This window comes from Paenarthrobacter ilicis, from assembly GCF_016907545.1.
Taxonomy (GTDB): domain Bacteria; phylum Actinomycetota; class Actinomycetes; order Actinomycetales; family Micrococcaceae; genus Arthrobacter; species Arthrobacter ilicis.
This window is the reverse complement of record NZ_JAFBCD010000001.1, coordinates 663,149-688,158: the sequence shown is the minus strand read 5'-3', so window position 1 is coordinate 688,158 and position 25,010 is coordinate 663,149. Positions and strand designations below refer to the sequence as shown.

The 25,010-nt window shown below is 63.1% G+C and carries 25 protein-coding genes; 17 read left to right on the top strand and 8 right to left on the bottom strand.

The window, feature by feature from the left end:
- Nucleotides 1-59 precede the first annotated feature (59 nt).
- Nucleotides 60-203, bottom strand: coding sequence for a hypothetical protein (locus JOE60_RS18265; RefSeq protein WP_239528802.1), 144 nt, complete (start codon nt 201-203; stop codon nt 60-62).
- A 10-nt stretch (nt 204-213) separates the two neighbouring features.
- Here JOE60_RS18265 and JOE60_RS03270 point away from each other — a divergent pair, with 10 nt between their 5' ends.
- The 3 genes from JOE60_RS03270 to JOE60_RS03260 all read left to right on the top strand — a co-directional run bounded on the left by JOE60_RS03270 (nt 214) and on the right by JOE60_RS03260 (nt 3,216).
- A complete protein-coding gene (locus JOE60_RS03270) occupies nt 214-741 on the top strand; it encodes a hypothetical protein (protein WP_239528801.1) in 528 nt (175 codons plus the stop codon).
- A gap of 96 nt (nt 742-837) precedes the next feature.
- Nucleotides 838-2,142 carry an Ig-like domain-containing protein gene (locus JOE60_RS03265; protein ID WP_167265074.1) on the top strand — a complete coding sequence of 435 codons (1,305 nt, stop codon included), beginning with the start codon at nt 838-840 and terminating at the stop codon, nt 2,140-2,142.
- A gap of 246 nt (nt 2,143-2,388) precedes the next feature.
- Complete coding sequence (locus JOE60_RS03260; RefSeq protein WP_167265075.1) at nt 2,389-3,216, top strand: DUF1684 domain-containing protein; 828 nt, start codon at nt 2,389-2,391, stop codon at nt 3,214-3,216.
- A gap of 27 nt (nt 3,217-3,243) precedes the next feature.
- Here JOE60_RS03260 and JOE60_RS03255 read toward each other — a convergent pair whose 3' ends face one another.
- Both JOE60_RS03255 and JOE60_RS03250 read right to left on the bottom strand, forming a co-directional pair.
- Nucleotides 3,244-4,530 (bottom strand): acyl-CoA dehydrogenase family protein, encoded by a 1,287-nt coding sequence (locus JOE60_RS03255; protein WP_239528800.1) that lies wholly within the window; start codon nt 4,528-4,530, stop codon nt 3,244-3,246.
- The gene (locus JOE60_RS03250) at nt 4,531-5,343 is read right to left on the bottom strand and encodes an SDR family NAD(P)-dependent oxidoreductase (RefSeq protein WP_167265076.1); all 813 of its coding nucleotides are present in this window, start codon (nt 5,341-5,343) and stop codon (nt 4,531-4,533) included.
- A 90-nt stretch (nt 5,344-5,433) separates the two neighbouring features.
- On the opposite strand from JOE60_RS03250, the gene JOE60_RS03245 reads away from it, so the two are divergent.
- The 4 genes from JOE60_RS03245 (at nt 5,434) to JOE60_RS03230 (ending at nt 10,614) form a co-directional block, all read left to right on the top strand.
- Nucleotides 5,434-6,594 carry a glycoside hydrolase family 76 protein gene (locus JOE60_RS03245; protein ID WP_167265077.1) on the top strand — a complete coding sequence of 387 codons (1,161 nt, stop codon included), beginning with the start codon at nt 5,434-5,436 and terminating at the stop codon, nt 6,592-6,594.
- Nucleotides 6,595-6,796: 202 nt separating this feature from the next.
- Nucleotides 6,797-7,846, top strand: a complete 1,050-nt coding sequence (locus tag JOE60_RS03240; RefSeq protein ID WP_167265078.1) for an iron ABC transporter substrate-binding protein — start codon at nt 6,797-6,799, stop codon at nt 7,844-7,846.
- Between the two features lie 3 nt (nt 7,847-7,849).
- Nucleotides 7,850-9,451 carry an ABC transporter permease gene (locus JOE60_RS03235; RefSeq protein ID WP_167265079.1) on the top strand — a complete coding sequence of 534 codons (1,602 nt, stop codon included), beginning with the start codon at nt 7,850-7,852 and terminating at the stop codon, nt 9,449-9,451.
- Nucleotides 9,448-10,614, top strand: a complete 1,167-nt coding sequence (locus tag JOE60_RS03230; RefSeq protein ID WP_204814822.1) for an ATP-binding cassette domain-containing protein — start codon at nt 9,448-9,450, stop codon at nt 10,612-10,614. The genes JOE60_RS03235 and JOE60_RS03230 overlap by 4 nt, the downstream gene beginning before the upstream one ends.
- 41 nt (nt 10,615-10,655) lie before the next feature.
- Here the strand turns inward: JOE60_RS03230 and JOE60_RS03225 are convergent, their stop codons facing one another.
- Nucleotides 10,656-11,264 (bottom strand): YdeI/OmpD-associated family protein, encoded by a 609-nt coding sequence (locus JOE60_RS03225; RefSeq protein WP_167265080.1) that lies wholly within the window; start codon nt 11,262-11,264, stop codon nt 10,656-10,658.
- A gap of 68 nt (nt 11,265-11,332) precedes the next feature.
- On the opposite strand from JOE60_RS03225, the gene JOE60_RS03220 reads away from it, so the two are divergent.
- The gene (locus JOE60_RS03220) at nt 11,333-12,094 is read left to right on the top strand and encodes a hypothetical protein (RefSeq protein WP_167265081.1); all 762 of its coding nucleotides are present in this window, start codon (nt 11,333-11,335) and stop codon (nt 12,092-12,094) included.
- On the opposite strand, the gene JOE60_RS03215 is transcribed toward JOE60_RS03220, so the two are convergent.
- Entirely contained in the window at nt 12,091-13,107 is a 1,017-nt protein-coding gene (locus JOE60_RS03215; RefSeq protein WP_167265082.1) for a hypothetical protein, read from the bottom strand. The genes JOE60_RS03220 and JOE60_RS03215 overlap by 4 nt on opposite strands.
- 229 nt (nt 13,108-13,336) lie before the next feature.
- Between JOE60_RS03215 and JOE60_RS03210 the strand changes: the two genes are divergently transcribed.
- The 4 genes from JOE60_RS03210 (at nt 13,337) to tgt (ending at nt 17,091) form a co-directional block, all read left to right on the top strand.
- Nucleotides 13,337-13,876 (top strand): NUDIX hydrolase family protein, encoded by a 540-nt coding sequence (locus tag JOE60_RS03210; protein ID WP_167265083.1) that lies wholly within the window; start codon nt 13,337-13,339, stop codon nt 13,874-13,876.
- 73 nt (nt 13,877-13,949) lie between these two features.
- Nucleotides 13,950-14,939: a DUF6707 family protein gene (locus JOE60_RS03205; RefSeq protein WP_167265084.1), complete on the top strand. Its 990-nt coding sequence runs from the start codon at nt 13,950-13,952 to the stop codon at nt 14,937-14,939.
- A 60-nt stretch (nt 14,940-14,999) separates the two neighbouring features.
- Complete coding sequence (locus JOE60_RS03200; protein WP_167265085.1) at nt 15,000-15,710, top strand: SRPBCC family protein; 711 nt, start codon at nt 15,000-15,002, stop codon at nt 15,708-15,710.
- A gap of 88 nt (nt 15,711-15,798) precedes the next feature.
- Entirely contained in the window at nt 15,799-17,091 is a 1,293-nt protein-coding gene (gene tgt / locus JOE60_RS03195; RefSeq protein WP_420851407.1) for a tRNA guanosine(34) transglycosylase Tgt, read from the top strand.
- Here the strand turns inward: tgt and JOE60_RS03190 are convergent.
- On the bottom strand, nt 17,088-17,798 hold the full coding sequence (locus JOE60_RS03190) for a queuosine precursor transporter (RefSeq protein ID WP_167265086.1): 711 nt from the start codon (nt 17,796-17,798) through the stop codon (nt 17,088-17,090). The two genes, tgt and JOE60_RS03190, sit on opposite strands and share 4 nt — an antisense overlap.
- A 277-nt stretch (nt 17,799-18,075) precedes the next feature.
- On the opposite strand from JOE60_RS03190, the gene JOE60_RS03185 reads away from it, so the two are divergent.
- The 4 genes from JOE60_RS03185 to JOE60_RS03170 all read left to right on the top strand — a co-directional run bounded on the left by JOE60_RS03185 (nt 18,076) and on the right by JOE60_RS03170 (nt 21,406).
- A complete protein-coding gene (locus JOE60_RS03185) occupies nt 18,076-18,738 on the top strand; it encodes a TetR/AcrR family transcriptional regulator (RefSeq protein ID WP_167265087.1) in 663 nt (220 codons plus the stop codon).
- Nucleotides 18,735-19,634, top strand: a complete 900-nt coding sequence (locus JOE60_RS03180) for a TIGR01777 family oxidoreductase (protein WP_167265702.1) — start codon at nt 18,735-18,737, stop codon at nt 19,632-19,634. Before JOE60_RS03185 ends, JOE60_RS03180 begins: the two co-directional genes overlap by 4 nt.
- A gap of 479 nt (nt 19,635-20,113) precedes the next feature.
- On the top strand, nt 20,114-20,407 hold the full coding sequence (locus JOE60_RS03175; protein ID WP_167265088.1) for a DUF6355 family natural product biosynthesis protein: 294 nt from the start codon (nt 20,114-20,116) through the stop codon (nt 20,405-20,407).
- Between the two features lie 162 nt (nt 20,408-20,569).
- Nucleotides 20,570-21,406: a hydroxymethylpyrimidine/phosphomethylpyrimidine kinase gene (locus JOE60_RS03170; RefSeq protein WP_420851371.1), complete on the top strand. Its 837-nt coding sequence runs from the start codon at nt 20,570-20,572 to the stop codon at nt 21,404-21,406.
- A gap of 70 nt (nt 21,407-21,476) precedes the next feature.
- Here the strand turns inward: JOE60_RS03170 and JOE60_RS03165 are convergent, their stop codons facing one another.
- Nucleotides 21,477-22,406 (bottom strand): cytochrome b/b6 domain-containing protein, encoded by a 930-nt coding sequence (locus tag JOE60_RS03165; protein ID WP_167265090.1) that lies wholly within the window; start codon nt 22,404-22,406, stop codon nt 21,477-21,479.
- Between the two features lie 303 nt (nt 22,407-22,709).
- On the opposite strand from JOE60_RS03165, the gene JOE60_RS03160 reads away from it, so the two are divergent.
- Nucleotides 22,710-23,375, top strand: a complete 666-nt coding sequence (locus tag JOE60_RS03160; RefSeq protein ID WP_167265091.1) for a TetR/AcrR family transcriptional regulator — start codon at nt 22,710-22,712, stop codon at nt 23,373-23,375.
- A gap of 85 nt (nt 23,376-23,460) precedes the next feature.
- On the opposite strand, the gene JOE60_RS03155 is transcribed toward JOE60_RS03160, so the two are convergent.
- Nucleotides 23,461-24,975 (bottom strand): XRE family transcriptional regulator, encoded by a 1,515-nt coding sequence (locus JOE60_RS03155; RefSeq protein ID WP_167265092.1) that lies wholly within the window; start codon nt 24,973-24,975, stop codon nt 23,461-23,463.
- Nucleotides 24,976-25,010: the final 35 nt, after the last annotated feature.

The window sequence follows — 25,010 nt, the reverse complement described above, 5'->3', positions numbered from 1 at the left end:
TCCAACGCAGACTGCACGTTTTCCCGTCATCTCCTTCTCCGCAGGTGGCAGAGCAACAGTTACCGGGCAGGATGGCGTTTCAGGGCAGATTGGTTTCTCCCCGAGGTCCGGACCGTGGTTGCGTCGTTGACCGTGGACTCGACGATCCCGGCTCCCACCGCCAGATCCCTCGGTGCTGCCAGGGCACGGAACGGCGTGAGCATAGGGGAAACCATGACTGATTTCAGGGCTCTGTTTGCTGCGGCCGAACAGAACCTGGACGTCAATGCGTTCCAATCATTGGCTGAAGGATGGGCGGAGGTGGCGGAGGCTGCACCTCCCATCTCCTGTACTGACGTGTATACCGGCCTGGCCACGCCCGCGCACTTCCAGCGGCGCATCCACGAGCTCTCGACCTTCGGATCGGATTCGCCCGCCGGCCATGCCTTGGCGATCATTACCATCAGTGGCCCCTCCGACAGCCGCTGCCACCGCTGGACTGTCTTGGCCAAGCTGGGGGAAACCATCGACCATCAGCTGCGGGGTACGGGCGCCGTCGCCATGTTCCAAAATTCCGCAGTGCACGTCCTCTTCCCCGTCAATGAACAGAACATGTCACGGCTCATGGATTGCAAAACTGCCACAGAGGCCGTGGCCGGCGGGATCCTGGCCCCGGCCCGGATGAAGTTCTACCCGCTGTCCACGGTGGCCCTGGCGCGAGCCACCGCATCCACCAGACAGCGCGACAAGGAAGCAAACTGACGCGCGTTGCCATGGGGCCGCGTCACGAAGTGCAGGGTCCGGACACTCATCTTTCGACGGAACATTTCTCTTCGGATCCAAAGGACCATCCACGCCATGAAGAAACACCACCAGTTGAGGACTCTGTCCTGGACGGCAGCAATCCTGGCAGTTTTCATGACCCTCCTTGGACTGGGCCTGACAGCCGTGCCTGCGAGCGCAGCCAGCATTCCAGGTGCCAGGATCTCCATCACCACTGAGTCCACCGTGACCAGCCAGTGGGACCAAGTGGATCTCTCCTGCCAGTGGTCCGTTCCGAACAATTCACTGGCAGGTGACACGTTCACTCTTCAGCTCCCGGCCGAGCTGCGCTGGTTCGGATCGAAGTCCTTCGACCTGAAGAACCCGGACGGCATTGCGGTGGCTACGGGGATGGCCGACGATTCCGGCTCGGTTGTTTTCACGCTCACTGACTTTGTCACGGCGCATCCCCTCGATATCGGGGGAACATGTCATTTCACCACTCAGTATTCCGTGGACCCGGGGACCGCCGGGCATGAAGAGCTGAGCTTCACAGTGGGCTCCTCCGTGGTCCGCGTCCCCGTCTCCGTGAGCCCCTGCGTAGCCGACTGCGGGCCCTCCGTTCCCACGTCACCGGGCAAGGCCATGTGGTGGGTTGATTCTTCCCAGTCAGAACTGGAATCCATCATTTACATGCCTCCCATGGCGTCGGAATCCAACGATGTCACTGTCACCGACTCACCCTCCCAGGGGATGGTGATTGATTGCAGCAGAGTTACACCCCGGGTTGGCAGGGTTCTGAACAGCATCGGCAACATCGCCGAGCCTTACGACAATGAGCTCTATCCCGCACGCGTTGACTGCACCCCCGGTAAGCTCACGGTTGTTTGGACCGGCCTGCCGGAAAACGAGCACGTGGAGCTGTTCGTTGTCACGCAGGTGGTGGACCCTGCGATGGATACATACACCAACACCGGCATTGTTGAGATAGCCGGGCAGGAAAGCGCTGTGGGAGCGGAAACGCGCAGAACCGACGCGAGTGGGACCGGAAATGGCTCGCCCACAGCGACGCCCAGCCAAACCCCGTCTCCCAGTCAAACCCCAACGCCCAGCCCCGCAGCGACATCGGCGACGCCCGAGCCGACTGCCACCACCAGCTCGCCCACCCCTGTCCCGAGCTCAAGCCCCACCGCCGCCACAGTGGAACCAAGCCCTACCGGCCCCGGAGGATCGGAGCCATCGGTGAACGTGCCGGAATCCGAGGCTGATGGTCCTTCGGCTCCCCTGGCAAACACAGGTCTGGCAGATTCCGGTTTTGTCTTCATGGCGGCAGCCCTCTTGGCCTGTGGATCATTGCTGGCTTTCTACGGCTCGCGAAGGGCAAAGCGGAGGGCCCATTGAAACTTGCACGACGGGGTAGGCCAACTGATGTCCAAGGCAGTGAAACGCCGGGCACGCCTCCATCAGTTGCATCGATCCGGCTCGCGCTGGCATGTTGTGGGGGCCAGCGCGAGCCGCTCCAAAAGGCAGGCTTGGGATCTCCCGCCTTGCCGGGAATGCTGGTCCCCTGCGCATAGTTAGGCGTAGAGCAAGCAGACATCCCGGCCGCAGCGTCTCCCAACGCAGCGCACCAGCACAAGGAGCATCATGAGCACGTCCACCGCCCCCACCGATCTTCAACGTGCCCGTTGGGAAAGGTTCCGCACGGGCAGGAACGGTGCGCTCGCTGTGGAGCATGGATGGCTGACGCTGACCTCGTTCCAGTGGCTTGAATCCCACCCTGCGCGCGTGGAGCTGGCTCCCGGGGACTGGTCCGCAGATGAAACCACGGCCTTCCTGACAGCGCAGGCTGCAGAGGGACTCACCTTGGTGTCCACGGGAGAACCCGTGGACGGCACCATCAGTGCGGAGCTCAGCGATGAAGAATCCCTGATGTGGGTCCAGTACGGCGGTGCGGATGGCAAGCAGGTGGTGGTGGAGCTGGCCATGCGCGCCAACAAGTACGCGATCCGGACCCGGGACAACGGTTCACCGGTGTTGACGGAGTTCACCGGCGTACCCACGTACGACTACAACCCGGATTGGGTACTGGAGGGCACCTTTGACGCCTACCCCGAGCCGGTGGACGTGCCCATTGGCACCGCGAACCCTCTGGTGGACGGCGTGCACCGGTCTGTCGGTGAGGTGGTCTTCCGGGTGCCCGGTGTTTCCCACGAGATCCGGCTCCATGCTGAAGAGGAGAAACTGGGTGCCCTGAACGTCACTTTCCACGATGAAACCAACGGCGACACCACCGACGAGTGGCGGAAGGTGTTTATTCCCCGCCCCCGTCCGGACGGGTCCGTGGTGATCGATTTCAACAGGGCAATCAACTACCCCAGCGCCTTCACGCCGTACGGAACGTGCCCCATGCCGGTCAGGGGCAACTCATTGGACGTCCGGGTTGAGGCTGGCGAGAAAATCCCCGGCGAATAAGCCCGGACCGCGGTCCAACGAGCCAAGCTAGGTGATGGCGGACACTCCGGTAACAGCACGCCCCACGATCAGTGAGTTGATCTCGTAGGATCCCTCATACGTGTAAATGGCCTCGGCATCCGCGAAGATTTTCGCGATCCCGTAATCGGTCACGATTCCGTTTCCACCAAGGATTGAACGGCCCAGCGCCACGGTTTCCCGCATTCTTGCGCTGCAGTACGCCTTGGCCAGGGCCACTTGGGCCATGTCTGCACCGCCGTGTCGCACACCGTGGGCATCGGTGAAGATGTCCTCCTGCAATTGGGCGATCCGGACCATCATGCCCATGCTGGCCACGGCGTTGCCGAGCATATCTACCAGGTGTTGCTGGATCAGTTGGAACCTGGCAAGGGGCTTTCCGAATTGAAGGCGCTCAACCGCGTACTGACGGGCCACATCGAAGGCCGCCAACTGTTGCCCAACTGCTTGCCAGGCCACCATGATCCGCGAGCCCCGGAGGAGGTGGTTGGTGTCGGCAAAGGTGCTGATACCTGCGAAGCGGTCCTTCTCTTCCACTTCCACTTCCTTGAACACGATGTCGGCATTCTGCACGGTCCGGAGGGCAATCTTGTTTTCGATGCGGCTTCGGGTGATCCCGGGCTTCGAAGCGTCCACAATGAAGGCCCGGATAGCGCCGTCGGCTTCGTCCTTGGCCCACACCAGCATGTAGTCGCAGAACGTCCCATTGCCTATCCAGCGCTTGGCGCCGTTGATCACCCAGTAGTCACCGCCGTCGGACTCTGCCCTGGCGACCCGCCGCGCCGTGGTTTCCATGCCGCCGGCAACATCGGAGCCGTGGGCCGGTTCGGTGAGGGCGAACGCGCCGGTGGTGCGCAGGTTGGACGCGTCATCGAGGTAGCGGTCCTGCTGTGAGTCTGTTCCGAAGTCGTAGAGCGACTCGACAAAAAGATCGTGGTGGACCATGAAGAAGGTGGCGATTGAGGTGTCCACGCGGGTCATTTCTGCAATGACCAAGCCTGCGAACAGGTGCGTGTAACCGCGTTGCGCCGGTGCGCTGAGGCGCAGGGCCGCCAACTTGGGGAGGATGTGTTCCGGGAACTCGGCTTTCTCCCACCATTGCCCGGCGTAGGGCGCAATTTCCGTTGCCAGGAACGATCTGAGCTCGTTGAGTTTGCGTTGTTCCTGGACGCTGAGCAGGGATTCGAAATCGAAGAAATCGGCGGTGGGCAGTCCTGCCACGGATGGTGCCGGTCCGCCGCCAGATCCCGCGGGTTGCCCCGGGCCCGAAGCCACCGGATCGCTGTAGTCGCCCATCTATTTGATTCCCATGCGGATGGCGCCGTCCAGGCGGATGGTTTCTCCGTTGAGCATGGCGTTCTCCACAATGTGCGCTGCCAGGTTGGCGTACTCGGCGGCGCGCCCCAAGCGTGCAGGATGAGGGACCTGCTGCCCCAGCGAGTCCTGCGCGGCTTGCGGGAGCCCGGCCATCATGGGCGTCTCGAAGATGCCCGGTGCAATAGTGACCACCCGGACAAGGGATCGCGCCAGTTCGCGGGCCAACGGGAGCGTCATGGCAGCAACGGCGCCCTTGGACGCCGCGTAGGCGGGTTGTCCGATTTGCCCCTCAAACGCGGCTACCGAGGCCGTGTTGATGATGACTCCACGTTCCGGGCCGCCGAGTTCGGTAGTTACGGGCTGGGTTTGGACCATGGCTTCCGCGGCAAGCCGGATCACGTTGAAGGTGCCCACGAGGTTGATCTGGATGACTTTGTTGAACGCTTCCAACGGAAGCACGCCCTCACGGCCCAGCACTTTGCCGGGGGTGGCTATTCCGGCGCAGTTGACCACGATCCTGAGGGGTCCCATGGCGGTTGCGGCATCAACGGCGGCCCGCACCTGGGCTTCGTCGGTGACGTCCGCAGGGACGAACACCGATTGGGGGCCTGCGCTGCCGTCTTTGAGTCCTGCGCTGCCATCGCTGAGTTGGGCGGAGAAACTCTCCCCCGCAGATTGCGGCAAGTCCACCAGCACCACCGACGCCCCGGCGTCGAACAACCGCTTCGCGGTTGCTGCTCCCAGCCCTGATGCCCCACCGGTAACCAGCGCCACCGTGCCCTTGATGTCCATCCATCCTCCTTGATGCAGACTCAGATCCGTTAATGAATGTTAACTGGAATTGTGATTCAGCGCACCCTGGCCTCCCGCTAGGCTGGTCCCATGTCCACACCAGATTCCACGGCAACCACCACCGCGGCCGAGTGGGCGCGCCGAGCCGACCAGGCTGCGCGCTCGGTCACGCGCAACTACGGGCGGCGGCTGCTGTCCCTCCCCGGCACCCACATCGCTGCGGTGGTTCTTCCCGGCGGCGGGTTGAGGAGCCAGTTGGGCACGTGGCACTACTGGTGGCAGGCGCACTACGTGGATTGCCTGGTGGACGCGGGCCGACGCGAGTTGGAGTCGCAGGAAAAGTTCGACGGCGGCTCGCGCCCCAGCGCCGGACGGCTTGCTTCGCGGGTGGTCACTACCATCCGCTTGCGCAACCTGTTCAGGTTCGTGAATGACTACTACGACGACATGGCGTGGTTGGCCTTGGCCACTTTGCGGCTGGACAAGCTCGCCGAGGACACCCGGAACAGGGGCCGGCGGCGCAATGCCTATGTCCGCAAGAGCCTGACACCTCAATTCGTGTCCGCCTCCACCGATGACATGGGCGGCGGAACTTTCTGGAGCACCAAACGGGATTTTAAGAACGCCCCCGCCACCGCCCCGGTTGCGTTGTTCTTTGCCCGGACGGGCCAGCAGCAAAAGGCGCAGGCCTTGGTGGACTGGTTGAATGGCAAGCTCCTGGACCCGGAACGGGGCGTCTATCTGGACGGACTGCGCATCAACAACGGCCAGGAAGTCCAGGATACAGCGGTGTATACCTACAATCAGGGCCCGGTCCTTGGTGCGTTGCTGGAACTGGGCGGCGCGGCCAACCTGGAGCGCGCAGCCAACGTGGTGGACGCCGCGGCACGGGAACTGACCATCAACGGCACACACGTTATCCGCGGCGATGGCACAGGCGACGGCGGCCTGTTCACCGGGATCCTGCTGCGGTACCTGTCCTTGGCAGCCAGGGATGACAGACTCCCGGGCGAAGCAAGGGCCACCGCTCTTTCCTTGGTCAGGAACACTGCCGAGGCGCTGTGGACCACCCGCACCACCCACGGAACCGGATCGTTGCATGCCGGGGGCAGCGGGTCCCGATCACTTGTTTTCTCTTTCGATCCCCAACTGCCGGCGAGCCAGACGTATCCCCAGGGTGCCGCCGTCGAACTTTCCACTCAGCTTCAGGCGTGGATGGCCCTGGAGGCCGCCGCGAGGCTCGGCGACTAGGCCGGCTCGGCGGGAGATGAGCAGCTAATTAGGGCATGCCACAATGCCGTAATTTTAGTGATGCCCATCACTTAAGGGACTTTTGATGCTGTAAGCAAGGCTTGGCTAACCTACGCTTTTTATGCGGGACTCCCCCATTCCCGCGAGCCCGGCTGAGAGCCCCAACCTCGGCAGTCGCGCCCGGTTAGCAGAAAGAAGCCCCATGAAGCTCCCCAAGAACGCTCTGGCAGGAATTGCCCTCCTGGCCACCGCCGCACTCGGCCTCAGCGCCTGCGGCTCCAACTCCGGTTCCACCTCCGCATCCCCTGAACCTGCCGCTGCGGGCGATGGGATCACGGTGTACAACGCCCAGCACGAAAGCCTGACCAAGGAATGGATCGACGCTTTCACCAAGGAGACCGGCATCAAGGTCACCGTGCGTCAGGGCTCGGACACCGAGATGTCCAACCAGATTGTCCAGGAGGGCGCCGCCTCCCCCGCCGATGTTTTCCTTACGGAGAACTCCCCTGCAATGGCGCAGGTCGAGAACGCGGGACTGTTCGCTGACGTGGACAAGGCCACCATTGACCAGGTTCCGGCAGAATTCCGTCCGTCCACGGGCAAGTGGACGGGCATCGCCGCCCGTTCCACCGTGCTGGTGTACGACAAGAACAAAATCAGCGACGACCAGCTCCCCAAGTCCATGCTGGATCTGGCCAAGCCTGAATGGAAGGGCAAGTGGGCAGCTTCACCGTCCGGCGCAGACTTCCAGGCGATCGTCTCCGCACTGCTGGAACTCAAGGGCGAGGCCGCCACTGAGGAATGGCTCAAGGGGATGAAGGAGAACTTCAAGGCGTACAAGGGCAACAGCACCGCCATGAAGGCCGTCAACGCCGGTGAGGTGGATGCTGCGCTGATCTACCACTACTACTACTACGGCGACCAGGCCAAGACCGGCGAAAACTCCAAGAACGTCACGCCGTACTACTTCAAGAACCAGGATCCGGGAGCATTCGTTTCCGTCTCCGGCGGCGGCATCCTCAAGTCCTCCAAGAAGGCCGCGGATGCCCAGGCATTCCTGAAGTTCATCACCGGCAAGGCCGGCCAGGAAATCCTCAAGGATGGCACATCCTTCGAGTACCCGGTGGCTTCACAGGTGGACGCCAACCAGAAGCTGGTTCCCCTCAAGGACCTCCAGGCTCCCACCGTGGACCCGGCCAAGCTCAACTCCGCCAAGGTCACCGAGCTGATGACCAAGGCAGGACTCCTGTAATACGTGACCACTGATCTGACGGCTTCCGACGCTTCGCGTTCGCAAGGAAGCACGACGACGGCGGGCAAGGGCAAGCGCCCTCGCCCGCCTTTCGGCGTTTCCACGGTTTCCCTTTTGGCGATCCTGATTGCGCTGTTCTCCCTTGTTCCCCTGGGATACGTGGCCTACATGACGGCCGCGACCGGGTGGGATACCGCCGTCGAACTGATTGTGCGGCCCCGCGTGGGCGAGCTTCTGCTCAACACCGTCCTCCTGACCGTCATCACGGTCCCGCTGTGCCTGGTTCTGGGTGTCGGAGGAGCGTGGCTGGTGGAGCGCACCACGCTGCGCGGGCACCGGTGGTGGGCAGTGGCCTTGGCCGCTCCCCTGGCCATACCGGCGTTCGTCAACAGCTACTCCTGGGTCTCGGCAGTTCCTTCGCTGGAAGGGCTCTGGTCCGGCGTCCTGATCGCCACTCTGTCCTATTTCCCGTTGGTCTACATCCCGGCAGCCGCCACCCTGGGGCGCCTGGACCCGGCCATCGAACAGTCGGCCGCGTCCCTGGGGCTGGGCTCCTGGGCGGTGTTTTTCCGGGTGGTGGTGCCTCAGCTGCGCATCGCCATGACAGGTGGCGGCCTGCTGGTCGCGTTGCACCTGTTGGCCGAATACGGGGCGTTCGCCATGATCCGTTTCGACACCTTCACCACCGCCATCATGGTCCAGTTCCAATCCACCTTTAATGGCACGGCAGGCAACATGCTGGCCAGTGTCCTGGTGCTGCTGTGCCTGCTCCTCCTGGTGGCGGAAGTGAAGAGTCGGGGAACAGCCCGCTATGCGCGGATCGGTTCCGGCGCGCAGGCCCGCGCTACCCGACTGCCGCTGGGCGGCTACCAGCTTCCGGCGCAGGCAGCACTCCTTGCTCTCACCGTTCTGGCCTTCGGGCTTCCCTTGTGGTTTGTCCTGAAGTGGCTGCTGGCCGGTGGTTCCGAGGTGTGGGCGGCCGAGGAATTCATGCCCGCGCTCCTGCAGACCCTCATGTATGGCGCAGTGGGAGCACTGGTGACAACGGTGGTGGCCTTCCCCATGGCTTACTTGGCGGTGCGGCATCCCAGCTGGTTCAGCAAGATGCTTGAACTCTCCAATTACGTCACCAGTTCCTTGCCAGGGATCGTGGTGGGCCTGGCGTTCGTCACGGTCAGCATCCGGCTTGTGCCGGGCGTGTACCAAACGGCCGGCGTCCTGATTGCCGCCTACATTTTGTTGTTCCTTCCGCGGGCCCTGGTCAACATCCGTTCCGGCTTGGCCCAGGCACCCAAGGAACTCGATGAAGCTGCGCGTTCACTGGGCAAAACGCCCTTGGCCTCCTTCTTCCGAGTGACCTTGAGGCTCACGGCTCCGGCCGCAGCCGGCGGTGCTGCCCTGGTGTTCCTGGCCATCGTGAACGAGTTGACCGCCACGCTGCTCCTCTCGCCGAACGGCACCCGCACCCTGGCCACCGAATTCTGGAGCAAAAGCAGCGAGATCGACTACACCGGCGCAGCCCCGTACGCCCTGCTGATGATCCTCTTGTCGGCACCCATGACCTACCTGCTTTTCCAACAGTCCAAGAAAGTAGCCGGACAGTGACCGAACAATCCCCCTCCAGGCTTCCAGCTCCCCGCGTGGCTGCCTCGGTGGCGTCCACCACCAATGCGCACCTGGACATTTCCGGGGTCACCAAGAACTTCGGCCCGCAACCGGTCCTGAAAGGTGTGAATCTGACGGTGGCCAAGGGTGGCACCACCGCCATTGTGGGTCCTTCCGGCTCAGGAAAAACCACGCTGCTTCGACTGATTGCGGGCTTTGAACACCCGGACGCGGGTTCCATCAAGCTGGGCGGTGAGCCGGTGGCCGGCGGCGACGCGTGGGTGCCCGCCCACAAACGCCAGGTTGGCTATGTGGCCCAGGATGGCGCGCTTTTTCCGCACCTGACGGTGGGGCAGAATGTGGCCTTCGGCCTGGATGCGGCAAGGCTCGACGGCGGCCGGGCAGCGGTGCGGGCAAGGGTCCAGGAACTGCTGGAAATGGTGTCCCTGGACGCGTCCATGGCGAAGCGCCGTCCCCACCAATTGTCCGGCGGCCAGCAACAACGCGTGGCACTGGCCCGGGCCTTGGCACGCGAGCCGGAACTCATGCTCCTGGACGAGCCGTTCTCCGCCTTGGATGCAGGACTCCGCGTAGCTACCCGCCGGGCAGTGGCCAACGTACTCAACGCTGCCGGCGTGACCACCATCCTGGTGACCCATGACCAGGCCGAGGCGTTGTCCTTCGCGGACCAGGTGGCGATCATGCGCGGCGGCAAACTGGCCCAGATCGGCAACCCCTTTGTGGTCTACACCCGTCCCGCGGACAGGGCCACCGCCGAGTTCCTGGGTGACGCCGTGATTTTGGAGGCCTGGATGGAAGGCTCACTGGCAACCTGCTCACTCGGCGGGATCCCTGTCCGGCGTCCCCCAACCCAAGGCAGGGTGCAACTGATGCTGCGCCCCGAGCAGATCCGCATCGCCCCCGATGGACCCATCCGCGGCGTGGTGGTGGACACCGACTACTTCGGACCGGAGACCACGGTCCGCATCAAACTGGGCGACTACACAGCGGCGGACGGCCTGGGCACCGGCAACAGCCACCGCTACCCCGGCGGTGGCGAGATCATCACCATCCGGCACTGGAACGCGTCCATCACCAAGCCGGGAACCGAGCTGTGCCTGCGCGTTGTGGGAGAAGGCGTGGCGTTCCCCGCAACGGACTGACGTCTGTTTTCGGGCCCCTCTGGTTTCCGGGCCGGCCCAATTCAGCTCGCCGGCGTGGCGGGGGGCTTTTTCCGCTGTGGATACGGTGCCTCGTGGCGGGCCAGCATTTCCACGAAACCTGCGATTTTCCGTTCCCGGGTCTCGGCCCGTTTGACCCCGTTGGTTCGGTGGATCAGCGCAAACCGGTTCTGGGACGTCAGCACATCGAACATCGCCTGCGCCTCAGGGACCGCTGCGATGGCCGCGGCAAGATCGTCCGGCACCACAGAATCCGCCGGACCGGCGTAGGCCGCTTCCCACCTCCCATCAGCCTTTGCCGCCTCCACGGCCGCACGCCCGGCGTCGGTCATTTTGCCTTCTTCTTCCAAGCGCGCAATGTGTCCCACGTTCCGCAAGGACCAGATGCTCTTTTTGCCGCGCGGGGTCATGCGTTGGAAGTAGCTCTGCCCGTCACGGCTCCTGGCCTGGCCATCGATCCACCCGAAGCAGAGAGCTTCGTCCAACGCGGCATCGTAGTCCAGCTCAGTGACGTTGCCGCCTTTTTTGTGCAGGATCAGCCACACACCGGGACTGTCCGCGGCGTGCGCTTCCAACCAAGACCGCCATGCGGTGCCGTCGCTGACCAGCAGCTCTTCCAATTCGATGGGCATGGCCCCAGCATAGGCTTTGACCCCGGCTTAGGCTTGGAGAAGGATCCGAATACCCACCAGGAGACCCCATGTTGCGAGCCCGCCCCATCCACTACACCTCCCGCCCGGACGATTGGGGCACCATCCTGCGGGCACTGGGCCTGGTGAAGACCGTTGACCACGGTGAATGGCAGGAATTCGACGCCGGCTCAGGGCGCCTGGCGCTGGCCCATGTGGAACACGGCCATCCCTTGGACGGCTCCACGCTCTTCAGTGTTGAGGTAGGTGATGTGGACGAGTTCGTCCGGCGCACGGTGGAAGCCGGCACGCGGGCAGACATCCACGAGACCCCCGATGCCACCACCGCCCGCATCTCGGCCGACGACGGCTTCGAGTTCTTCGCCTTCCCTGCCACGCGGGCTGCGGATGGTACGTGGGCCACAGCTGCGGTGTCCGGGGCCGGTGGCGCCTTGACCGTCGTCGCCACATGGATCAGCCCGCACGTGGAGCTGTCTGCCGCTGTGCTCCGCGGTATCGGCGCCCGGCCGCGGACCGAGGACGACGAGTCAGCCACTTTCACCACAAAGAACGGCGGCGTCCTGCGGATCATCCACGGAGCGGAAGGCACCAGCGGCGCCCTGGCATTTGAGTACGACGGCGGCCTGGAACCCCTGCTGGACAACGTGACCGGGGCGGGGGTGGAGGCCCGGATCAGCGAGGGCCTGCTGTACGTGGCAAACCCCGACGCCGCGGGAGGCGCGGCGCCGGCGTCGATCGTCGTCGAAAGGCTTGTGGCCGAAAGGCCTGTGGTCGAAAGGCCTGTGGTCGAAAAACCCGTCGTCGAAGGCTAGTCCGCGTAATGCAGGCTGGTGAGCATGGCCTTGAGCTTGGCGAACTGCGCTGACTTCATCCAGGTTTCCGCTTCCTCCTGGGTCATGAACGGGTTGATGTTTGCAGAGGCTGTTGCGCCTCCGTTGCCCATGATGAGGAAGCTTGCGGCGGAGGTACTGTCCGGCCCTTCGGTCATCAGCGTCTCCGGAACAACGCCCACAAAGTAACGGGTTTCCGCCGGGGTGAAGGGGTAGTCGTCGCGGAACACGGCGAACCAGGACGCGCCACGGGCGCTGTCAAAAGACGTGAGTTTCTGCGAATCGACGATGGTACGGCTCACCGGACCGCCCACCACTCCACCTGCCACACCGCTTTGGATGTCTGCCACGTTGTGCCCGTTGTCATCGAAGATGTGGACAATGGCGTAGTGGTCGTCGTACGGATAATCGTCCCCGGGCATCACCGCAGGGACTTCAGCTTGTATGGCCCAACCCGACGGAACGTCGAAGGAGATGTGCCCATCCGGGAAGGTGTAGGTGCCGATCTCCGGGTAGTTCGGTGACACGTGCGGTGTGGAAGGCTGCGACGGCGGGATGGGAGCAACGGCCTCAGACGGCGGGATGGTGGGGGTTACAGGTGCAGGGCTGGTCGGGGCAGGGCTCGCCGGCGTCGGAACCGCCGGAACATCCGCGACCGGGATGGCGGGCGGTGCGGGTTTCTCCTGGACGGGGTATTCCTGAACGGGGTTTTCCTGAACGGGGTTTTCCTGAATTTCCAGGACCGGCTGAACGGGTACCTCGGGTGCTGCCGGAGCTGGGGGCGTTTCGGATGGCGTTGCCATCGGCAGTCCGGCTCCTTCACCAACCGCAGCTTCGTCAACAACCACAGCTTCGTCAACAACCACAGAGGGCGGAGCGGCCGCAGCAGGAGCCCCGGCATCCGGAGCGGGAGGAGTGCACGCTGACAGCATCAGTGCCAAGGTCAGCGATACCAGTGCAGCGTTCCTGGCTTGTCCGGATTGGCGGTATTTCATTGTCGGGTCCTTCCCCCATGGAGTTCCGAGCGGTGGTGTCCCGCTCATACGTCTTGTTTCCGGGAGCGGGGGCGTGGTTACAGCATCTGGAAAGAAACTTTTCGGCTCGCCTGCCTCCGGTCCACAACGGAGTCAAACCCTTCGCCGGGAATACCGCCAAGAGCGTAAGTACCCTGAACCCGGCAGGGCCTCCACGGAACTTCCGGCGGGGATGCGGTAGAACTTAACCATGAGCGTACGTACACCTGACCCGTATCCCGGCTGGCTTTCCGACGAAGATCTCTTCGAGGCCCGCGCCCGTCTCCCCATGGTTTACGTGGAGGCAGTTCCGGTCAGGCTGGACCCGCTGGGTTACGTCAATGAAGTGGGCACACTCCTTCAGGGCGACGCCGACGGCAACATGGTGCGTTACCTCGTCTCAGGACGCGTCCTCTACCGCGAGACCATCCGGGCGGCGCTCCTGCGGCACATGGAAAAGGATCTGGGTCCCCTGGCTTTCCCGCAGCTGCCCATCAGCCCAGTGCCCTTCACCGTGGCCGAGTACTTCCCGGCGCCGTCACAGACAGGCTTCACCGACGATCGGCAGCACGCCGTCTCCCTGGTGTACGTCATTCCCGTGACCGGAGAATGCGAGCCCCGCCAAGACGCTTTGGAATTGACGTGGATGACTCCCCAGGAAGTCCTGGGCGAGAACGTCCAGCAGGAATTCGAAGGCGGACGCGGCAACCTGGTGCGCCAGGCCTTGGCTTTTTCAGGGGTGGTTCTCTAGCGGGTCCCGGCTTCTGCATCAGCCGATCTTTGTAGACTGGACGGCGGACCCCACGAGAACCAAAGGATTTCCGATGACTCACAGCCCAGCCACACAGCAGTACAGAGAAAAGCAGGCTGGGGACCTGCGGCCCGGGGATTTCGTGTTCCCGCCCGGGGACGGACCGGCGGTGGAAATCCGTGGGATTGCCGTTGAGGACGACGATTTTGGTGTCCCCGCTTTGCTGCTGGCGACCATGGCCGACGGCGGCACGGTGCGGATCGCGGTTGGGTCCAGCGTTCCCGTGGGCGACGTCGCTCCCAACAGCGCTGACCCCGGCAGCACCAACACAAGCGACGCTGACCCCAGCACCTCCGCGGAAGGCGATGCCGAGGCACCCGCCGGACCCGCCGTCGTCGTACCTCCGCGTCCTCAGACCCCTCCGGCGCATACCGGACCCAGTGCCGAAGAGCTCGCGCTGATCCCCGAGCCGGACGGCACGCCGGAAGCCGTGGTGAACGCTGCGGCGGCCAACCACAAGGGCAAGAACGGCGTGCAGATCCTGGCCGACAGGCTCGCCAAGGGGATCAACACCAAGTCCGGCAGTTGCTTGCGGGACCTGAGCGACCTTGCGTTTAACCTGTGCATCGTGCTCCGCGACCCGGACCATGCCTTGGCGGTCGCGGACCTGCTGAATGTGCTGCCCTTCGATGGGAACCTGGACCGTTGGGCGTCGATCGAGCGGGCTCTGGCGCTGTCAAGCTTCATTTGCCGGGAAGCCGGCCAGACCGGACGCGCGGCCGTGTACGAGAAACTGCTCCGCGCGCCCGAGTCCCAAGAAGAAGACCCGTTCAAGGCACGGATCAACGCCCGGGTGCGCCAGCGCTCACTCAACGAGCCCAACCTGTACGACAAGGAAATCTTCCGCGCGATCGACAACGGCAACCACGAGGCCGAGCGGGATTGGCGTTTCCTGCGACTCGAAGCGCTGATGTTCCTGCGCGCCCATGGTGGCTCCAAAACCATCGACGAAGACGAGCTTGCCCGCAGGATTGGCAACGAGTTGGAGTCGGTGCGCGCCTGACGCTCGCCAGTGCCCGCGCAGGCCTGTTGCGCGGGCACGAACGGCGGTAGATTCGGGGCCATGACGAACAATCTGAGCGTTGTAGTGAATGCCGACGCGCAGCAGGTTTGGAATATGCTGCGTGAACCGTCGCTGGTTGCCCAATGGCACGGCTGGGAAGCCGATGACCTCGCCGACGAAATCAAACAGATCTACTTCACCACGGACGTGGTGGAGGGCCCCGATCACACCAGCCTGACCGTCAACGGTGGTGACGTCTTTGAACTGCACCCCGTGTCAGGCGGCACCGAAGTTCGGATCACCCGGGCAGCCCTTGACCACGATTCCGAGTGGGCTGAATGGGACGAGGACATCACCCAGGGGTGGCTCACGTTCCTCCACCAGCTGCGATTCGCACTGGAGCGCCACCCGCACGGGCATCGCAGGACGCACTTCCTGTCCCTTCCCGGCAAAGATGGACCTGCCATCGAGAAGCTGGGGCTGGGAGAATTGCCGCCCGTTGGAGAGGAGTATTCGCTCACACTGTCCACGGGAGAGAAGATCTCGGGAAAAGTCTGGTTCAAAAGCAGGCACCAGGTTGGCCTCACCGTCCACAGCTACGCCGACCACGGCGACGGCCTGCTGATCGTGGCGGAGCAACTCCCGATTCCGGACAAGAGGCCCGACGGCGGGTCCATGGTGATTGCCTCCACCTACGATCTGGGGGCCCACACCCTTGCGGACATCAGGTCCTCGTGGGACAGCTGGAAGGAATCCAACTACTCCTCCTGAGCTTCCGCCACCCGGACAATCCTGGAAAGCTGGCACACTTGGTAGCGTGCCAGCTTCTGTTTCCCCCGCGTCTGCCCCTTCTTCCTATGTGCCCTCGCCCGTGCCTGCTCCACCAGGGCTGGCGGACAGGCAATCCGCCTTCTCGTTCGAGGTGGGCAAACGCCTGACCGGCACGTGTTCGCCGTCGGACGCGCAAGTGGATGCCAACGGAGGCGCGTTCCTGGGCCGGACCGGAACCATTACCACGCCGCACGGAACCATCCAGACGCCCGCATTCATCGCCGTCGGAACCAAAGCCACGGTCAAAGCCGTGCTGCCCGAGTCCATTGCGGATCTTGGCGCGCAGGCCGTGCTGGCCAACGCCTACCACCTGTACCTGCAGCCCGGGCCGGACATCCTGGACGCCGCGGGCGGGCTGGGTGCTTTCATGAACTGGCAGGGGCCCACCTTCACTGACTCCGGTGGTTTCCAGGTGATGAGCTTGGGCTCCGGGTTCAAAAAAGTGATCGACATGAAGAATGTGGACAGTTCCGGGCCGGATGACGCTGTGGCTCCGGGCAAGGAACGGTTGGCGCACATCGATGACGACGGTGTCTGGTTCAAGTCGCATCTGAATGGCGACAAGCACCGGTTCTCGCCCGAGATCTCCATGCAGGTCCAGCACCAGATCGGTGCGGACATCATGTTCGCCTTTGATGAGCTCACCACGCTGCAGAACTCGCGGGGCTACCAGGAAGAGTCGCTGGAGCGGACCCGGCTGTGGGCGCTCCGTTGCATTGAGGAGCACGCGTCCCTGACTGCGTCCCGCGTGGGCAAGCCGTACCAGGCGTTGTTCGGCGTGATTCAGGGCGCCCAGTACGAGGACCTTCGCCGCAAGGCCTGCCAGGACCTCGGCGCCATGCCCTTTGACGGGTACGGGATCGGCGGGGCGCTGGAGAAGGAAAACCTGGGCACCATTGTGCGCTGGTGCAACGAGGAACTGCCGGAGAACAAGCCCCGGCACCTGTTGGGCATCTCCGAACCGGACGATATCTTCACGGCGATCGAGAACGGTGCGGACACTTTTGACTGCGTCTCCCCCACCCGTGTAGCCAGGAACTCCGCGTTCTACACACCCTTTGGGCGATTCAACCTGTCCGGGGCGCGCTACAAGACCGATTTCGGACCTCTGCAGGATGGCTGTGACTGCTACACGTGCGTAAATTACTCGCGCGCGTACATCCACCACCTGTTCAAGGCCAAGGAAATGCTCTCGGCAACGCTGATCTCCATCCACAACGAGCGCTTCGTGGTGAAGATGGTGGACGACGCGCGCCTGGCCATCGAAGCCGGGGACTTCTTCGAGTTCAAGGCGGAGACGCTGGGCCGGTACTACTCCTAGGCTGCGGCTACCCCGTAGCTGGGCTCGCGCTTCTTGATCCAGCCCACCACAAGCACAGTGATGGGGACGAACAGGATCTCCACGGCGGTCTTGTAGAGGAAACCGACCAGAACGTAGTTGACGAACGAGCCGGCATCCGTCACGCCAATCACTGACGCCGCGATGCTGCAGAAGATCAGGGTGTCCACGAATTCGCCCACAACGGACGAGCTCACCAGGCGCGCCCACAGGGACTTCTCACCCGTGCGTTGCTTCATCTTCACCAGGATCCACGAGTTGATGGTCTGGCCCACAAGGAAGGCCAACAGCGAGGCCAGCACAATCTGCGGAACGGGGCCCAAGGCGCCTTCGATTGCTGCCTGCTTGGACGTTCCGTAGTCATCATTGAAGCCGGGCAGAGCGATGATGATCCAGTAGCAAAGGGATGCGAACACGCTCAATGCGAACGACGTGATGATCGCCTTGCGGGCAACTTTGAAGCCGTACACCTCGCTCATCACATCGCCCAGAATGTAGGCGAGGGGGAACAGGAAGAACCCGCCGTCAGTGATGATGGGGCCCAGCACCACACCCTTGGAAGCGCCGATATTGGACAGGATCAGCACCACGGCCATGACGGCCAGCATGATGCCGAAGTACGGGGAGCCAATCGAGGCGAAGCGGGGTGCAGGCTTGCTCAGCGTGCTGGAGCCGGAGGGCGAGGGCATGGGTCATCCATTTCTTAGTGGTTTGCGCAGGCGCTTTTGCGTGAGTCGCCCCGCTGTATTAGCACTGGGGTGGTGGGGCACGGGCCCGGCACCGGTTCCATTCTCCCACCCCGCGCCCCTCTCTCACATCCCACCCCCTTTCCCCCATCCCTCTCTCACATCCCACCCCCATCCCCCCATCCCTCTCTCACATCCCACCCCCACCCCCGAGGTTTTGAACGCGTTCAGAAATGTGCAAGACTCTTTCTTGAACGTGTTCAAAAGCAAAGGATGTTCCATGGCAGCCAAGAGCGAGCAGACCCGTCGTCAGATCGTAGACGTCGCACTGAAGATGTTCCGCGAGATCGGCTTTGAGCAAACCACCATGCGTGCCATCGCCCAGGAAGCAGGTGTCTCGGTGGGCAACGCCTACTACTACTTCGCGTCCAAGGACGAGCTGGTCCACGAGCTGTATGTCCAGGTCCAGGTCCAGCATGCGGTGGTCGCGGCCAAAGCACTGGAGGGCGTCCAGGATCTGGGCGGGCGGCTTAAAGCCGTGCTGCACACCGGCGTCGACGTCATGGCGCCGTACCACCAGTTCGGTTCCGATTTCATTGCGACGGCGATCAGGCCGTCGTCGCCCGTCAACCCGTTCGGCGAGGCGTCCACCGCCGCCCGCGAGGCCTCGCTCGCGATCTTTCGATCCGCCGTCGACGGCTCCTCCCCCGCCGTCGCGAAAAAGCTGCGCGCCGATCTGCCCGAATTGCTGTGGCTCGCATACATGGGTGTCACGATGTTTTGGGTCTACGACACCTCCAGCGCGCAACGCCGAACGCGCAGGCTGATCGATGGCGCCGCGCCACTCCTGGCGCGCGGTTTGTCGCTCGCAAGGATCCCCGGCGTCAGTAAGGTATTCGACGACGTCCTGGGGCTGGTCCGCGCCGTCAAGGAGGACGCATAATGCCCCGGACAGTGGTGATCGCCGGTGCTACGGGATTCATCGGCAGCTACTTCAAGCGGCGGTTTCTTGAAGAGGGGTGGCAGGTGCGTACCGTCGGGCGGGACGCTGGGGCGGACGCTCAATGGAACGACGACGGCGCCGTCACCAAAGCGCTGAACGGCGCCGAACTACTGGTGAACCTCGCCGGACGGTCCGTGAACTGCCGCTACGACGAGCGGCATCGGCGGGAAATTCTGGACTCCCGGGTTCTGACGACGCGGACGTTGGGGCGCGCCCTGGCCGCGTGCGCCGAACCGCCCAGGACGTGGATCAATTCCAGCACGGGAACCATCTACCGGCATGCTGAGGACCGCCCACAGTCCGAGCTTTCGGGCGAGTTGGGCAGCGGATTCTCCGTAGACGTAGCCCGGGCCTGGGAGGACGAGTTGGCGGCTGCTGATGCGCCTGGCACCCGCAAATTGCCGCTGCGGATTGCGATCGTCCTGGGTGCGGGTGGTGTGATGGGACCCCTGCGCAATCTGGTAAGGCTTGGCCTGGGTGGGCACATGGGCCCGGGTACGCAGAAGTTCAGTTGGATCCATGTGGAGGACTTGTTCCGAACCGTGCTTTTTATCCACGCCAGCCCTGAGTTGAGCGGACCCGTCAATGCCGCGACGCCCTATCCTGTGGACAACCGCGAGCTGATGGCCATGGTCCGTCAGAGCATGAGAGTCCCTTTCGGCATCCCTACGCCCGCTTGGCTGCTCGAGGCTGGCGCGGTCCTGATCCGGACCCAGACCGAGCTGGTGCTCAAAAGCCGGTGGGTGGAGCCCAGGAAACTGCTCGACGCCGGGTTCGCGTTTCAGCACCCATCGCTGGCCGGCGCGCTCAACCATCTGGCCAAGGCAAAGCGATGAGTTCGAGTACTACGTGGACGTTCTGGCCATACGATTACAGGGATTGCGTTGTTTTGGGCTGGAAAGGACTTCTAGTTGGCGTCCTCGTTGCCGATGTTGCATTCTTCCTTTTCTGGATGATCCCGTCCTTGGGCACAAACCCACGTCATGCCAGCTACATACTGTCCATTACGCTCGCCTCCATGATCATCGGGCTTATCCCCATAGCCGCAGTTGGCTTAGCCGTGGCGTGGCCTTTAGGTCTGGCCCGGACCAACAACCAGCGCCTCCTTCCGCCGACCTCTCACACTCAACCCTGAAGTTGCCGTGTACCAACGAAGAGGACAACTTGCCCGGGGCGAGAGGCCAATCGATATCACAGTTCCCCAGCACAGGAAAGTCAAAATTCGCCAATTCTGGCTTGTCTTCTCCCTGTAAATTGCCGGTAGGCGTCTCACCCCGGTGGAATGCCCACTTTCAAAGTGACGATTGGGGAAATCATGAAATTGAAGAGAATCATCGCAACGGCCGGTGTGACTGTGGCATTGGCAGCTGGACTCGCCAGCCCGGCACAGGCGGCGTCGTACCAATGCGGCTGGAATCAGCAGTGGTACGAAGCATCCGGGGTTTACAACCACTGCGGATCCGGGAACGTAGAGGTCCGGGTCGAGTTCTGGGATCCCTACCTGCAAGACTCGGGATTCGAGTACTACTGCGTTCCTCCTGGGCCAACGGGCATTGTCCGTATTGGGCAGTACATCTACCCAACAGTGACTTACGTGCGTAACTGCTAGGAATCGCACTCTGGCTGGGGCATCGCTGCCTCAGCCAGGGTCTCGCAATTGCGGGCGACCGGGCGGTCACGCATATTCGCCCTTCATGTTTCCGGACACTGCATAGGTAGCCCCCTTGGGACGGAATGGGCGTACGGCCGGCCAACTGGCAAAATGGAAACCATGACTTCAGCCGTTGCCCCTGCCATTGCACTCACCATCGCCGGCTCCGAGGCGACCGGTGGCGCCGGCGCGCAGGCGGACCTCAAGACCTTCCAGGAACTCGGTGTGTTCGGCATCGCGAACCTCACGTGCATCGTGTCCTTCGACCCGAAGGACAACTGGAACCACCGCTTCGTGCCGGCGGACCAGCAAGTCATTGCCGACCAATTGGAAGCCACGACGGCGGCCTATGGTGCCGCTTCAGGCGCCCCTTCGGTGTTGGACACAGTGAAGATCGGCATGCTGGGAAGCCCGGCAACCATCAGTACCGTGGAAAAGGCGCTGACTGACGGCTCGTTCAAGCACGTGGTGCTGGACCCGGTGCTGATCTGCAAGGGCCAGGAACCAGGACACGCGCTGGATACCGATCAGGCGCTGAAGGCCCAGATCCTGCCGCTGGCTACCTTCGTGACGCCGAACCACTTTGAAGCCGAATCGCTGTCCGGGCTCACCATCACGGACGAAGAATCGCTGAAGGCTGCTGCCATCCGCATCCACGAGATCAGCGGAGCAGCAGTCCTCGCCAAGGGCGGCGTGCGGCTGGAAGGCCCGGACGCCGTCGACGTCTACTACGACGGCCAGACGCTGGAAGTCCTGCGCGCGCCGAAGGTTGGCGAGGTCGCTGTATCCGGTGCCGGCTGCTCGCTGGCCGCCGCCGTGACTGCCGAGCTCGCCAAGGGAGCGTCGCCCCTGGAAGCCGCGCGGACTGCGAAGGCCTTCGTGACTGCCGGCATCAAGAACCGGGTGTCCTCCGGCGCTCCCTTTGATGCTCTGTGGCAAGGCGGCGCTCTGTCCTAGCACCTGCTGCACCTGCGAAAGCAGCCGCCCCGGAAGCACTTCCGAGGCGGCTGCTTTCTTTGTGTGGAGGCTAGCGCGAGACCTTGCCCATCAGTGAGGCGATGGGGCGGAGGAACAGGGGGCGTGCCAGGAACCATGCAGCCGCCGTGAACACGATGGATGCTGCGAAGATGCCGAAGCCCCACCAGCTGTAGTCATTGTTGGCCGCGTACATGTGGTTCAGGTTGTTCAACGCGCCGGTAGCCAGCACCAGGGTCACGTGAACTATCACGAAGGCCACGAAGTAGATCATCACCGGGAAATGGATCTTGCGGGCCAGTTCGATCGGGTAGAACTTGTTGATCGCTGCCTTCTTGGGCCATGCACCGGACATCCGGATGCCGGTGATGATGGCCAGCGGCGCGGCGATGAAAACCGTGATGAAGTACGTCAGCAGTTGGAGGCTGTTGTAGTTGTTCCAACCGTTTTCAACAGGCCAGTTCAGCGACGCGTACTGCAGGCCGGCCGAGATGGCATTGGGGAAGACGTCCCAACTTGTGGGCACAATCCTCAGCCACTGGCCCGTGGCGAACAGCAGCACAATGAAGATGATGCCGTTCAGGACCCACAATGCATCCAATGTCAGGTGGAACCAAAGGTCCAGGCTGATCTTGGAGGGTGGGTTCTTGGTTTTGATGAGGCCCTTGTTGTTCCGTGTCCAATGGGCGGCCGGGCGCGTGGTGGTGCGGACCTGCCAGCCGGAACGGATGATCAACACAATGAAGAACATATTGAGGAAGTGCTGCCACCCCAGCCAGGCGGGGAAGCCAGTAGGAGTGCCTTCAGGAATGGCCGAGTGCCCGGGGTAGTCCACCAGGAACTGCTGCACCGGCTGCAGGGTCCGGAGCCATTGCGCCACCAGCACCAGGATGAGTGCCACCACCAAAGCCCCTGCAGTGACGACGACAGGCTTGAACCACCTGTTCGACGTGATCCCGGACGACTTGCTTGAAACGGACATCAGGCCGCGTTCCTCTCTGGCTTGTTTGGCTGCGACCAGTTGGCGCTATACAGCGATTCAACCAGTTGCAGCCCGACGGTGAAAACGGCACCCGGGTTTCGGGGCGTTCGGCGTCAAAAATCGCAGCATTTGGTTACATGCTGCAATAACTATTTCTAGAACCGCTTTCCAGAATTATTTCCCTAGCCAGCAATGATCGTCAAGGATGTCTGATGGCTATGTGGACAAGCCCGGGAGTAGGATTCCAAAAACAAGCCTGCCGACACCCCGTTCAACGTTGCCGCCAGCGAGAGGAGCTTACCGATGGTCCGCAAAACGTCCGAAGTCGCCACCCATCCCGGTTCCTGGCAATGGACCCGCACCGCAGCCACCCAGCGAAAACTTCTCGACGCGGCGGCCTCGGTTTTTGTTGAACATGGCTTCACAGATGCCAGCATCTCCGACATTGTGACCCGCGCGGGGTCCAGCGTCGGCAGCCTCTACCACCACTTCGGTGGGAAGACGGAGCTCTTCCTAGCCCTCTGGGATGACTACCAAAACGAGCACGAGCGCCTGGTGGCCGCAGCAGTGGCGAAGGCCCGCAATGCGGGCGAAGTGAGCCCCTTGGCGCTGTTCAACGTGGGCAGCCGCAGCTACTTCGACTACACCTGGAAGCACAGGGGCCTGGAACGGGTCTTCATTGAAGGCGACACTCCCCCGGGCTTCGAAGTTCTGCGCAGGGAACGCGGACGCGAGTGGGTTCGGCAGAACTCCGTGCTCCTGGGCGCAAGTGACGACACGTTGGGGCGGCTCACCATCGCCGTCATCACGGACATCGTGACGGTGTCGGGGCAGGAAGTGGCTTTGAGCGCCACTAAACGGGACGCCGACGAGGTGGTGGAAGCCGCTGCGGTGCTGGTGGCCCGCCTGGTCCGCCAGGAGAGCCCGCGGGATGTGAGAGCGCAACCCGCCAAAAGCGTAGGGACGTGAGAGAGCAACCCGCAGAAAGCGTCGGGATGTGAGAGAGCAACCCGCAGAAAGCGTCGGGATGTGAGAGAGCGTCCAATCCACGGCGTCAGCGTTCGGAGTGGGCCGCCAGGAAGCTGTACACCTCGGTCTCGTCCACGCCCGGGAAGGCACCCGGGGGCATGGCGGCCAGCAGGTGCGAGTGGGCCCGCGCGGAGGGCCACGCGTTGCCGGCCCACTCGTTCGCCAAGGCAGCCGGAGGCCGTTTGCAGCAATTCGGGTCCGGGCAGTTGGACGTGGCCCGCGCCGTGGTCTCCCGGCCACGGAACCACTTCACATGCTGGTACGGCACGCCAATGCTCAGGGAAAACTCCCCGGCGGCCGAGCGTTCGGTGCGGGCAGTACACCAGTAGGTGCCCGAGGGTGTGTCCGTGTACTGGCTGTAGGCACTGAACTTGTCCGGCACATCGAACACTGCCCGGGAGGTCCAAGCCTTGCACGATGGCTGGCCCTCGATTGCCCCGGTGTGGTCCTGCGGGAAGTTCACGCCATCGTTCTCATAGGCCTTGTAGATGATGCCGGACTGGTGGGTCTTCTGGAAGTGCGTGGTGATGCCCAGGTGCTGGGTGGCCAGGTTGGTGAAGCGGTGCGCGGCCGTTTCGTAGGACACGGCAAAGGCGTCCCGGATGTCCTCCACCGCAATTTCCTTGGCCGCTTTGGCCTTCTGCAGGAATTCAAGGGTGGCGTGTTCAGGTAGAAGCAGTGCCGCGGCAAAGTAGTTGGTGGCAACCCGTTGTGCCAGGAAGTCACCATAATTGCGCGGCGTCTCATGCCCCAGAACGTAGTGCCCCAGCGCCTGGAGCAGCACGGATCGGGGATCGTGGTCCTGCCGCTGGTTCTGCGTGAGATAAATTCTGCGGTTCTTCAAGTCGGTCACCGAGCGCGTCGAGTGCGGCAAATCCCCCACGTGATGCAGGGAGAAACCCAGGTTTTCGGCGATGTCCGCGATCACGTGCTGGCTCAGCGGCCCGGTGGTGTAGCCAACGCCCTTAAGGACCTTTTGCGCCTCGGCTTCATACTCCGGGAAGTAGTTGCCGCGCTCCCGCATCATGGCACGCAGTTCGCCGTTCGCGCGGCGGGCTTCTTCCGGCGTCGCGGCCTGCTCGTTGAGTTTGCGCTCCAGCTCATGGAGCAGACCCACCTGCGATTCGAGGACTTCCAGCGGAAGCCGCGAGCTGATGCGGATTCTGGGGAGATTCAAAGATTCATACAGCGGTCCGCGCTGGTACCTTTCAAGCTCGATTTCCAGGGCCGCGCGGCGGCTCGGTGGCTCCGCCCCCAGCAACTGGTCGATGCTCACATTGAGGGACGCTGCCAGCTGCTGCAGCAGCCCCAGTTTAGGTTCGCGCTTGCCGTTTTCGATCAGGCTCAGCTGGCTGGGCGCGGTCCCGACGGCAGCACTCAAGTCGTCCAGCGTCAGCCCGGCCTGCTTGCGGAGATGCCGCACGCGGCGGCCCAGGCTGATCACATCCAGTTCGGGGGACGCAGGCGACGACGACGGCGACACTACTTCACGATTCCAGCTTGAAGGCGACATTTCTTGAGAATACGCGAAGAAGTGCATTTCTTTCCATGGTTTTCCTCTAGTAACCCCCTTGG